10 protein-coding genes are annotated in these 11765 nt (G+C 63.6%); 3 read left to right on the forward strand and 7 right to left on the reverse strand.

The window, feature by feature from the left end; genetic code table 11:
• Window positions 1-44: 44 nt before the first annotated feature.
• The 4 genes from HH302_RS05110 to HH302_RS05125 all read right to left on the reverse strand — a co-directional run bounded on the left by HH302_RS05110 (window position 45) and on the right by HH302_RS05125 (window position 6694).
• Window positions 45-2912: an adenosylcobalamin-dependent ribonucleoside-diphosphate reductase gene (locus tag HH302_RS05110; RefSeq protein WP_172199068.1), complete on the reverse strand. Its 2868-nt coding sequence runs from the start codon at window positions 2910-2912 to the stop codon at window positions 45-47.
• 176 nt (window positions 2913-3088) lie between these two features.
• Window positions 3089-3922 (reverse strand): HDOD domain-containing protein, encoded by an 834-nt coding sequence (locus HH302_RS05115; RefSeq protein ID WP_172199071.1) that lies wholly within the window; start codon window positions 3920-3922, stop codon window positions 3089-3091.
• An 11-nt stretch (window positions 3923-3933) separates the two neighbouring features.
• Window positions 3934-4983: a cation diffusion facilitator family transporter gene (locus HH302_RS05120; RefSeq protein WP_172200745.1), complete on the reverse strand. Its 1050-nt coding sequence runs from the start codon at window positions 4981-4983 to the stop codon at window positions 3934-3936.
• Window positions 4984-5083: 100 nt separating this feature from the next.
• Window positions 5084-6694, reverse strand: coding sequence for a hypothetical protein (locus tag HH302_RS05125; RefSeq protein WP_172199074.1), 1611 nt, complete (start codon window positions 6692-6694; stop codon window positions 5084-5086).
• Between the two features lie 52 nt (window positions 6695-6746).
• On the opposite strand from HH302_RS05125, the gene HH302_RS05130 reads away from it, so the two are divergent.
• The gene (locus tag HH302_RS05130) at window positions 6747-7586 is read left to right on the forward strand and encodes an endonuclease/exonuclease/phosphatase family protein (RefSeq protein WP_172199077.1); all 840 of its coding nucleotides are present in this window, start codon (window positions 6747-6749) and stop codon (window positions 7584-7586) included.
• Here HH302_RS05130 and HH302_RS05135 read toward each other — a convergent pair.
• Together HH302_RS05135 and HH302_RS05140 are read right to left on the reverse strand one after the other, a co-directional pair.
• Window positions 7559-8389 (reverse strand): DUF2189 domain-containing protein, encoded by an 831-nt coding sequence (locus HH302_RS05135; protein WP_172199080.1) that lies wholly within the window; start codon window positions 8387-8389, stop codon window positions 7559-7561. The genes HH302_RS05130 and HH302_RS05135 overlap by 28 nt on opposite strands.
• A 201-nt stretch (window positions 8390-8590) precedes the next feature.
• Complete coding sequence (locus HH302_RS05140; protein WP_172199083.1) at window positions 8591-8803, reverse strand: YdcH family protein; 213 nt, start codon at window positions 8801-8803, stop codon at window positions 8591-8593.
• Between the two features lie 280 nt (window positions 8804-9083).
• Here HH302_RS05140 and HH302_RS05145 point away from each other — a divergent pair, with 280 nt between their 5' ends.
• Together HH302_RS05145 and greB are read left to right on the forward strand one after the other, a co-directional pair.
• Window positions 9084-9320, forward strand: coding sequence for a DUF3567 family protein (locus tag HH302_RS05145; RefSeq protein WP_172199086.1), 237 nt, complete (start codon window positions 9084-9086; stop codon window positions 9318-9320).
• A 54-nt stretch (window positions 9321-9374) separates the two neighbouring features.
• Entirely contained in the window at window positions 9375-9926 is a 552-nt protein-coding gene (gene greB / locus HH302_RS05150; protein ID WP_172199089.1) for a transcription elongation factor GreB, read from the forward strand.
• Here greB and HH302_RS22705 read toward each other — a convergent pair.
• A complete protein-coding gene (locus HH302_RS22705) occupies window positions 9917-11716 on the reverse strand; it encodes an ATP-binding protein (RefSeq protein WP_172199092.1) in 1800 nt (599 codons plus the stop codon). The two genes, greB and HH302_RS22705, sit on opposite strands and share 10 nt — an antisense overlap.
• Window positions 11717-11765: the final 49 nt, after the last annotated feature.

The following is an 11765-nucleotide window of genomic DNA, read 5'->3' on the forward strand; positions in this document are numbered from 1 at the left end:
AAGGCCACCTGAAATCAGGTGGCCTTTCTGTTTGGGTGCCGGAGTTAGCCGCAGGTTCCAACCGCACCGCAGGCCGTGCAGAAATCGCAGCCGTCCTTGCGAATGACGGACATGTTGCCGCACTCGGAGCACAGGGAGCCGTGCATCAGTTCGGGATCGCGTTCGTTGCGCGGCGCCTCGAGGATGCCCATCTCGCGCGTCGGATAGCCGTTTTCGTCGAGCACGCCAAGCATTGCGTAGCGGTGAATCACGAGGCGTGCAACGTAGGCGACGGTCGACGGCCAGTTCTGCTGACGACGTGTACCGGGCACGAAGGCCATGAAATCGCCCAGCGGTTCCGGGTAGTTCAGCAGTTTGCGCAGCTTCATGCCGATCCAGGCCGGATCCATGACGCGCATGTCGAGCGACAGGATCTGCGTCAAGCCATCGAGGGCGCGCGGGTAGTTGCCAGAAAGCCACATCGAGTAAGGACGAGTCACGCCATCGGGCAGCATGATTTCCTTCAGGCCGAGCACAAACTCTTCGCCGGTCGCCGGGTTCGAGATGTCGACCGTCCAGGAAAGTGTGCCGTCGGTGCCCGTCTTCGGCTCTTGCAGGCTGAAGACAGCGTCCAGAACGGGCGTCGGTGCCTCGACTTCAAAGGCTCCGAGCTTCTCGCAACGGTAGCGGACGATTTGTGCGAAGGCCGCGACGACGCCCGGCACAATCTTCTTCTCGCCATGGGGCGGGAAGGGGAGTTCGAAGGAGCGCTCGCCGACAGAGCGGGCAAGGGTGTCGAGTTTGAGCTTCAGCCAGGCGCGATCGTTCGCACGCATGTCCATCGACAAGGTCTTGGCGACCGCGCCCAGGCCTCGCGGCTGATCCGCGCCATTGACCCAGACTTCAAACGGGAACGCGCCGCGCGGAACCGCATCACCATTGGGTTCCATGTGGCCCACGAAGATACCGAATTCGCCCTGCGGCGTCTCAAGCATGTAGGTCCAGGAACTGTTGCCGTCCGGCATTGAGGGGCGCCCCGGCCAGCGAAGGCTGGCAAGCACTGGAGCAGGCAGGGACTTGATCGACAGACGACGGTTCGGGTCAACGATCACCACGTCCTGCGGCTGCTTCTTCTCGGTGTTGCTTGGCTCGACCGACAGCACCGAACCCAGCACGCTGTTGGGACGATAGGTGGCAAGCCCCTTCAGGCCGGCCTTCCAGGCATCCATGTACAAGTCTTCAAAGTCGGTGTACGGGTAGTCGGCCGGGACGTTGACCGTCTTCGAGATCGACGTATCGACGTAGGGTGCGACGGCCGCCACCATGTCTTTGTGGGCTTGTGCCGAGATTTCGAGCGCCGTCACGAAATAGTCAGGGAGCTTCTCGACGTTGCCGCCCAGATGGCGGTACGCGCGCCACGCGTAATCTTCAACCGCATATTCCTTGAACGTGCCGTCCGCCATCCGCTTTTTGCGGGTGTAGGTGTACGAGAACGGCGGCTCGATACCGTTGGAGGCATTGTCTGCAAAGGCCAACGAGATGGTGCCGGTCGGGGCGATCGACAGCAGGTGCGAGTTGCGGATGCCGTGCTTGCGGATCTTTTCCTTTACCTCGTTCGGCAGGCGCGACGCAAAGTTGCCGCCCGACAGATACATGTCGGCGTTGAACAGCGGGAACGCGCCGCGTTCCTTCGCGAGGTTGACCGAGGCCATGTAAGCGCGATCGCGCATGAACTCAGAGATCTTGGTGGCCATCGCGCGCGCCGCCTCGGTGTCGTAGCGCAGCTTCAGCATGATCAGCGCGTCGCCGAGGCCGGTGAAACCCAGGCCAACGCGGCGCTTGTTCATGGCTTCCTGATGCTGGTTCTCGAGCGGCCAGTTGGTGACGTCCAGCACGTTGTCGAGCATGCGGATCGACGTTTCCACCACCTCGCCAAAGGCTTCATAGTCGAACGACGCCTTCTTGCCGAAGGCATCGCGCACGAACTTGACCAGGTTGATCGAACCCAGGCAGCAGCAGCCATAGGGCGGCAGCGGTTGTTCGGCGCACGGGTTCGTCGCTTCGATCGTCTCGCAGTAGTACAGGTTGTTGTCGCGGTTCATGCGATCAAGGAACAGGATGCCCGGTTCCGCGTGATCGTAGGTTGAACGCATGATCTGATCCCACAGCTCGCGTGCGCGGATCTTGCGGTACACCCAGGAACCGTCCTCGCGCTGGTAGCCGCCGGCATCCTTCAGCTCCTGGCAGGGCTCCGATTTGTGTGCGAGTTCCACTTCGCCGTCGGTTTCCACGGCCTTCATGAACACGTCGGTCACGCCAACCGAGATGTTGAAGTTGGAGAGATCGCCTTCGTCCTTGGCGTGGATGAAGGCTTCAATGTCCGGGTGGTCGCAGCGCAGCACGCCCATCTGTGCACCGCGGCGGGCGCCCGCCGATTCAACGGTTTCGCAGGAGCGATCGAAGACGCGCATGTAGCTGACCGGGCCGCTGGCGCGGCTTTGCGTGCCGCGAACGAGCGCACCGGCCGGGCGAATCGACGAGAAGTCGTAGCCCACACCACCGCCGCGGCGCATCGTCTCGGCGGCTTCGGCGAGGGCGGTGTAGATGCCGGGACGGCCGTCGACGACCTCGGTCACCGAGTCACCCACCGGCTGCACAAAGCAGTTGATCAGCGTGGCCGCCAGGCTGGTGCCGGCGGCGGAGTTGATACGGCCTGCCGGCACAAAGCCGGCCTCAAGGGCAGACTCGAACTTGGCTTCCCAGTGGGCGCGGCGATCTTCGGCCTCGTTCGCCGCCAAGGCACGCGCGACGCGCCGACGTACGTCCTCGACCGATTGCTCAGACCCTTTGGCGTACTTCTCAAGCAGCACTTCGCCCGAGATTTCCTGGGGTAGCAATGTATCGAGGGATACGGTGGCTTCGCGTTGACTCATGACGAACTCCGGAGGTGGAAATGGCGGGGGTGCCAAAAAACGGGAAGGCGTGATTAAACCACAATATATTGTAGGTCGGAACTGTAGTGGATCAAGCGATGGTATGCGGCGGGTTCGCGCCGATGGCGGGGCAGGCCGCAAACGGCGCCACGTTGCGTGGCGCCGGTCAGGCAGGGTCAGGCGGCCAAGACCGCCAGCATCATCTCCATCTGGGCCTCGACGCTGGGGAGCGTGGCCTCGACGTCCTCGCGACTGACGCCCGCAAGTGCTTCGCTGCGGTGATGAAGCGGGTACTCGTATTCGCTTGCGCCACCGGCTTGCGCCGCGACGGCGCTGATCAGGTTGAGCATGGCGGCCGACGGTGCGTTGTCGCCGGCAGATTCGGGCTGCAGTTGAGATCCGATCAGGACGCCGAAGGTCACCGGCAACTGCCATTTTGCGGTAAGCGCAGCGCCGACCTCGGCAAAGTCACAGCCGATGATGCGACGTTCGACATCCGGGAGGGTGTCGCCTTCGCTCGGCGGGGTGTCCAGCACCAGCGCCATTAGGTCGGGCACAGCAACGTACATGACCAGGTGGCCCGCGTCGGCCAGCAGGCCGGAGACAAAGAGCCGCTCCGGGCTGAGGCCGCGCACCGATCGTGCCACTTCGCGCGCCAGCATGCCGCGGCGCACGCTGTCGCGCCAGAAGCGCGCCATGTCCATGCGTTGCGGGCGAATGCCGGCAAACATCGCGGTGACCGACGTGGCCAGCACGAGGTCATGCACCTGTTCGAGGCCGATCAAGCTGACCGCCCGGGTGATCGATTCGATCTTGCGGGCATAGCCATAGAACGCACTGTTCGCCAGCCGAAGCAGGGCGGCAGTGAGCGACGGATCGGTCGCGATGACATCGGCGACTTCGGCTATCGAGACATCCGGGTCGTCCAGCGCAGCGCGAACCTTCAGATATACATCAGGCAGGGTTGCGAGCCGATCGACATACGCTACCAGTTCCTGCGCAAGATGCATGGCTGCTCCTCTCAGTCTTGTTTTGGTGTGGGCCGCCGGATCAGGCGATCGAGCGGAAAACGGTCGTTGCCTTGCAACTCGGGCTGCAGGGTCAAATGTTCAATGCCGAACTCATTTCCTACGCGTTGGCGTACGGCGACAAGGACGCTCGGCCACACGGCGGAATCGTCGAGCACCAAGTGGGCAGATAGCGCGACGCGACCTGGTCCGTAGTGCCATACATGCAGGTCGTGCACCGAGCGTACGCCATTCACCGCCGCGATGCATTGCCCGATGGCAGTCAACGACAGGCCCGACGGCACGCCGTCGAGCAGCACATGAAGCGTTTCGCGCAGGATGCTGAGGGTCGACGCCAAAATCAATACGCAGATGAGTACCGACAGGATTGGATCGGCAGCCAACCAGCCGGTGAAATAGACGATCAACAAGCCTGCAATAGCGGCGACGGAGCCGAGCAGATCACCCATCACATGGAGTAACGCTGCGCGCACGTTCAGTGACCGTTCTCCGCGCATCAGCAGCCATGCCGCGAGCAGGTTGACCGCAAGCCCGACCACCGCGACGGCTACTGCGGGCAGCGCCTGGATTGGTTGCGGGTGACGCAGGCGCTCAACAGCCTCCCAGCAGATGCCGGCGACAATCACCAGCATCAGCACCGCATTGCCAAGCGCTGCCAGGGCTTCGATACGCCCGAGGCCATACGAGTGCCGCACACTCGGCGGGCGCAACGCGATGCGCGCGGCCAATGCCGCGAGCCCGAGCGAGAGGCTGTCGGAGAGCATGTGTCCCGCGTCGCCGAGCAAAGCGAGCGAGCCGGTGAAAAGTCCGCCAGCGGTTTCGACTGCGGCGAACCCCAGCGTGAGGATCAGGGCGAAGGTGAGGGTGCGCGCGCTACTGTTGGCGCCATGATGGTGGTGCCCGCCGCCGTGACCGTGCGCGTGATGGTCGTGTTCATCATGGTCGTGGTCATGATCATGACCACCGCAGTGGCCGTGGTGTTCATGCGCCGCTGCGCCGTGGTTGGAATGGTCGTCGTGGAGCGGCGAAGAGGCGGTGGGCATAAGCGCGAGCGTTAGGGGCCCGCAGAAATGCGGGCCTGCGCTGCGAATTCTAGCGCGCCGCCGCAAACCGGCGACGCGCGGCGTGACGTTTGCCGATGGGTCAGCTGTCGGTGGCGGCGCCGGTGTAGGGTTTCAGACCAATCAACTCGCATCCGCTGAGTCGTTCAATGCGTTGGGTGGCCTCGAAACGCGCAACGCCATTCCGGTGTGGCAAGGCGACGATCAAGCCCGGCTCGATCTGGTCGTGCGGGGCCAGCAGTGCAGGCGTGTCGCCGGCCACCGGGACGCGCGGCAGGAAGATGATCGGAATCGAGTCGCGTTCGCGCCCGCGCGAGTCGCGAGTCGGCGGTTTGAACCGCGCGGCGATGCCGGGCCCGCACAGCAGTTGCACGCCGATTTCCGTTTCATGGCTGTTGCGATGAAACGTTCGGCGCACGACGGCCAGGTGAACTTCCCCGTCTTCACGTGGCGAGAGGGCAATCAACTCGCCGACTTCCGCGCCAATCGGATCCTCGGCTTCCTGATGCAGCTTGAGCCCAGCTTCGCTGCGGTCCATGATTGCCCACTCGGTTGAAGGGAACGACGGCATTGCTTCGGATGCGCTTGCCTGGCGTTTGCCCGCAATCCGCTTCATCAATTGCCGAACCTGGTCGAAGCCAAAGACCAGTGCCGCGCTCGGGTGGGCGCGGCGACGCACATGCCTGCGCTGCGGTGGCGTTCCCCAATGGTTTCTGAGGCGGCGCAGCAGTTCCATGTATTCGGGGTCGCGCGCGTTGAGTGGCAGACCAAGCCGGGTCGGAGAGGTGCCGGCTGCGAGCCCTTCGCAGTGCGCATCGAGCTTGGCCAGCAAAGGATGGGCGTCGAGCAGCAGGTCGGCTTCGCCACGAACGAGTTCGTCGCGTCGCACCGGTCGCCGGATGTCGCCGTGGGCTGGCCAGGCGGGGAACCAGCCTTCAGCATCGCCCGTCCAGTCCTCGCGCATGCGAATGCGTGCGAGGTGACCGTAACGCTCAATGTAGAAGCGCACATGTTCAAGGTTGCGGCGAGACAGATGGTGCGGATCTGCCATCACCAGCAATAGCGTGCGGGCGAAGAAGCGCGCAATCGTGTCGCCGGTGTCGTTATCCAGCGGGGCGTTCTCAAAACCGCGGGTGGCCGCAGCCATGTAAAGCTCGGCGAGGACGCGCCAGTGCCCGCCGTTGAGTTCGCCGTAACCGCGACAGGCCAGCAAAACGCGCCGGTGCGCCAGTTGGCAGGCACGCAGCGCTGCGCGGCGGCAGAATTTGGGCACCTGGAAGCGGCGATCGGGCCGAGCACGGGCTTCGTTGATTGCGATTTCGGCAAAGGTCATTGCCAGCCGTTCCAGCGCCCGGTCGGCGATGGCAGCCGTTTCGCGAACATCGCGCGAGTTGCCGGCGCGCCCGTCGGGCACCGTTTCGAGCCGAGTCAGCAGCGGCGCAACGTGATCGAGCACGCGCTCCAGTGTGTCGAAACGGTCCGACGGCGCGATGATGCTTGAGATTACCGATCGCAGGCGCGATACGATCGTCTCGCAGCAGACCAGCGGCCGATCCAGCGGCAGCGCCTCGATCCACGCGTCCACATCCAGCCCGACGCCGGGCGCAGTGGCTGGACGCACGATGCGAAGGCGGGGCAGGGTGATGGGGGTGGTCAGGCGCTGACGCAGACGTCCAAAACTTGGCGCGGTCACAGTAGTTGCTCCTTGCGAGGCGGATCGAGCGGATACGCGAAAGGCATAAAAGATGCGCATTGTATCTTGGAACATCCAGTGGGGGCGCGGTGCGGACGGGTGTGTCGACCTGAGCCGCACGATCGGCGTTCTGCGTGAACTCGATGCGGACGTGATCTGTCTGCAGGAGGTGGCGGTCGGGATGTCCGGCTTGCCGGGCAACGTGACCGAGGACGGCGTGCAGAGGCTTTGGAAGGGCCTGCCTGAGTACGCCGCATTCTTTGGCCCCGCCGTTGACGTCGGGGCGTCGGACGGCGGGCGCGCGCAGTTCGGCAACCTGATCCTGAGTCGATTGCCGGTCGGGCAGGTTTGGCGACATCTGCTGCCTTGGCCCGCCGACCCCACGGTACCATCGATGCAGCGTGGCTGTGTCGAAATCGTGGTCGACCATTCGAGCGGCCCGGTACGGGTGCTCACGACGCATCTTGAGTATTACTCCGCCGGCGCGCGCCTGGTTCAGGCAGAGCGGCTCGCAAGCCTGCAGCAGGAGGCCTGCGACGCTGAGGCGACGCCGCCCAAAGGCAAGGAGAGTAACGCCGCATTTGCGCCCAGGCCTCGCCCGTCACGCGCGGTACTTTGCGGCGATTTCAATTGCCGCCCGGGCGAACCGGCCTATCGAGCTGTTCAGAATGACGTGTCGAGCAGCCCCTGGCGAGACGCGTGGTCTGCACTAAACGAGCAGACTCCGCACGCTGACACGGTGGGCCTTCATGGCGCCGAATGGCCGGCAGTGCCGTTTTGCTGCGACTATTTCTTCGTCAGCAGCAACCTCCTGCCGGCCTTGGGTGGTATCAAGGTTTGCGCTGATACCGCCGCTTCCGATCATCAGCCGTTGGTGCTGGACCTGTTCTGATTGTCAGGTTCCACCAGCGCCCGGTATGCGTGCCAGGTGCCGTGCCCGATCATGGGCATCAGGAAGATCAGGCCAATGTGGAAGGTCAGGAATCCGATCAGGGTCAGCGCGACGATCAGGAAGGCCCACACCAGCATGGCCGCTGGGTTGGCTGCAACAACGGCCACGCTGGTGAACATCGACGTGATCGCATCCGCACGGCGGTCCAGCATCATCGGGATCGCGACGACGCTGATTGCGAATACCAGTGCAGCAAATATCAGCCCCACGCCGATATAGACCGCGACGAACTCGATGTTCTCAAGCTTGATCACCTGATTCAGGAAGCCGGAGAGGTTGGGCATCTCGTTGGTGTAGAAGAGCGCAAACATCACCAGGGACGCACGGGCCCAGACGAGAAAGACCACGGTGAGCACCAGCGCAAACACGCCGATGTTCGACGCGTTGCGCCGCCAGATGGTGAGCGACGAGGCGAAGCGGCAGCCTTCGCCCTTCTCGCGACGCCGGCTCAGTTCATAGAGGCCCATCGCGAAGAACGGCCCTAACAGCAGAAAACCCGAGGTGAGTGCGGAGGTGTATTGGTACGCGTGCTCAAAAACCGCGCTGACCGATAAGCCCATTGCGGCAAAGCAGAAGCCGTAAAAAAGGCTCGCGATCGGGCACGCTTGCATGTCCTGTGCGCCGCGACCAAGCCATACCAGCGCGGCGGCTACATGCACCCGGCGCAGTTTGGGGATCAGCGTCTGGGTCTCTTCGTAGCGGATCTCGTTGTTGTCGTCCGGGGTCTTCTGCTGCTCGGGCATGTCTCCTCCATGGATCTGTTCTCGTTATGGGGAAATGCAAGGTTGGGGTGCAGCGGGTACGAGCTTGGATGAAACAGAGGTTGCGACGGATGGAAGTGTGGATGTTCTCGCGCGGTTGGCCGGCAGTTGCGGACGGCCGTGGCGCCGCGGCCGCCGAAGGCGGCATTGATAAATGGAGCTTGTTGCGGGTGGCTGCGCAGTTCAAGCGGGAACGTCCGGATCCATCAGACGTTCGATCAGCAGAATGCGGTCCTTGACGAAGAGCTTGCGCTTCTTGAGTCGCCGGACGAGCAGGTCGTCAGTTGGTGGCAGCGCGGCAAGCCGGGCAATCGCCTCATCGAGGTCGCGATGCTCGGCAAGCAGCACGTTCAGCCGGGCGCGCAGGCTGGTGACGCTCTCGAAAGTGTCGTTCATGGCACCGCTGGCAACACACTGGTTTCCCCCCGGTCGCGTGCGCGCTTCTGTGCGAGCGGCATCCCCCTGCAACCGGCCTCCATCGACTGTTACGGCACTTCAGGAACAATCTCGGGTGCCGTTAGTCAACCTAAGTGCATCCTAGTGGGCGCCGGTGGAAATGACAACCGGCAGCAGTACGGCGTTGAAATGCGGGGGGCCTTCCCCCAAGTAGTGCCAAGGGTTCGGTTATCGGGCCCTTGAGGGATTCTGATCCCGCGCTTCGCGGAAGGAGGCGGTCATGCACGTTATGTTCAACAACCCGTTTCTGTATGTGGTGGCTTACCCCGCCCAAAACGGCATCGAGGTCATCAACAAGCGCAAGGGCCGTGGTGTGTTCATGACCGACGCGGCGGCCGAACGCTTCAAGCGTGAATTGGCCGAGGCAATCGAAGACGACGATGAGGACGGCGAGCTGATCGCTGAATTCATCGAGCACTTCGATGCCCTGATGACGCATCCCGCGATTCGCCACTGAGTGGCGCAGCGGGCTTGGTAGAATTCGCGGCTTGGCAAGTCGCGCATTTCTCCCATGAGCAAGGCATTCACTAAAGAAACCGATCAGGACGACGACGAGGAGCTGCCCGCTTCACTGTCGCTCCCTGCAGGCACGCGCAACTACATGACGCGGCGGGGCTTCCTTGCGCTCAAGGACGAGCTCGACACCCTGTTGAAGGTGACGCGGCCCGAGGTCGTGCAGATCGTGTCCTGGGCGGCCAGTAACGGCGATCGCTCTGAGAACGGCGACTACATCTATGGCAAGAAGCGGCTGCGCGAGATTGATCGTCGCATCCGCTTTTTGATCAAGCGGCTTGAGAGTGCCACCGTGGTCGATCCGGCTGAGCAGGGGGGGATGGATCAGGTGTTCTTCGGTGCCACGGTTACCGTGTGTGATGTCGAGGATGGCGAGTCGCAGACCTTCCAGATCGTCGGCGTTGACGAGGCGGACGCCAGCAGCGGCCGCGTATCGTGGATTGCGCCGATTGCTCGCGCGTTGCTCAAGGCGCGGGAGGGCGACAGCGTGCGCTTTGCGAGCCCGGCCGGTTGGCGCGAAATCGAGGTTCTGGAAATCCGCTACGACTGAGGGTTGCGCCGCTTGCGCACAACCGCTGCGCGGCGTGGCAGCGTGAAGTACACCGTGGTGCCTTCGCCGGGCATGGAATCCGCGTGCATCTTGCCGCCATGGCGTTCGATGATTCGCCGGGCGGAGGCCAAACCGATGCCGGTGCCTGCATAGCCTTGGCCGCCATGCAGTTGCTGGAAAGGCTGGAACAGACGTCCGGCATACACCATGTCGAAACCGACCCCGTTGTCCGACACCGCGAAGCGCTGCCCGCCTTCCTCCTCGGTGCAGCTGACGCGAATCAGCGCTTCCTCGCGATCGCGGGTGAACTTCCAGGCGTTATCGAGCAGATTACCCAGCACATTCCGCAGCAGCGGTTCGTCAGCGTCGGCGAGCATGCCGGGTTGAATCTCGAAGCGCGCTGCGCGTGCCGGGCTGCCGCTTTTCAGATCGGCGGCAATGTCCGCCGCCAAGGCGCTTAGATCGACGGTGCGGATGTCGAGGGGTTGGCGCGCCACGTTGGCGAGCTTGAGCAACTCGTCGATCAGTTCGCCCATTCGCACGCTGGCACGGGCCACGCGCTGAAGGTAATCGCGGCCGGTGGCATCCAGTTGCGGCGCGTAGTCTTCGAGCAGCGCATGCGAGAAGCCGTTGATCGCGCGTAGCGGTGCCCGCAGGTCGTGCGACACCGAGTAGCTGAAGGCGAGCAGTTCGCGGTTGGAGCTTTCCAGCTCCGCGGTGCGTTCCTTGACGCGTGCCTCCAGAGACTGAGCCAGCCGATGAAGCGTGCGGCGAGCGCGTTCGCGCCGGCGCACATCCTCAAAAACCACCCAAGCCAGCACCGCGAGCAAGCCGCACAAAAGAGTGCAGCCCCAGACGATACGTTCGGTGTTGGCATAGAAGCTACGCAACGCGGTCTGGCGCGGCCGGCTCACCTGCACGATCAGCGGGTAGTTATCGAGGCCACGCGCGGCAATGATGCGCGGCTGGCTGTCGATCCACGAGATGCGTTCGACGACGCGGGTGGCGTGCGTGGCGGGGCGAACCATCGCCGGATTGCGTGAGAAGTCGACGCCGATTTGCGCGTCGTTGGCCGGATAGCGGACCAGCAGTGTGCCGTCGCTGGTCAGCACGCTGATGGCGTCGTCGCGCGTCAGACGAATGTCCTGGTAGAAGAACTCGAAATACGAGGTGCTGAGCGCGGCGGTCAGGAAACCGGCCAGGCTGCCGTCGCCGCGATTGATACGGCGTGTCAGCGGAATCAACCAGCGTCCGGAGTCCGGTGCGCGAATCGGGGCGCCAATCTGCATTGCGGCGTTGGCGTTGGCCGCCAGCCGTTGCGTAACCGCTGCGGGCAAAGGCGAGTGCCTGGTCAGCGGATACTGATAGGTCGCCGACAGCAGGGCGCCGTCGCGTGAATAGGCCGAGACGATCGCCGCCTGCGGAACGCGCAGCAGCCATTCGCTGGTGAGCTCATACAGCGCCCGCTCGCCGAAGCGTTCCGGCCCCCCGTTTTCGCCCACCTGTTTGCCCAGCGCATCGAGCACCGTATCCATCTGGCCGAAGCTTCGTGCGACGTGCTCTTCGAGGGCGCGTGCAAGGCTGCTGAGTTCGGCCTCGGCGCGATGGGTTTCCTGGTCGCGATCGCGGGCGATCAGCACTGCGGCGCCGCTCACGATGACGGCGGCGAGCAGGATGTAAGTCCCCACGATGGACAGGGCGACCCGCCGCAAGCTGCGTGGGCGGCGGGGCAGAGCGAGCTGCGTGTCGGCCAGGTCGTCGTCGTGGGCCTGTGCAGTGCTATCGGACACGCTTGAAATCCGGATGGGTCGGACGCATATCGTGCATGTTAATCGAGAC

It is taken from the genome of Niveibacterium sp. COAC-50 (assembly GCF_013184235.1).
In the GTDB taxonomy this organism is placed as follows: domain Bacteria; phylum Pseudomonadota; class Gammaproteobacteria; order Burkholderiales; family Rhodocyclaceae; genus Niveibacterium; species Niveibacterium microcysteis.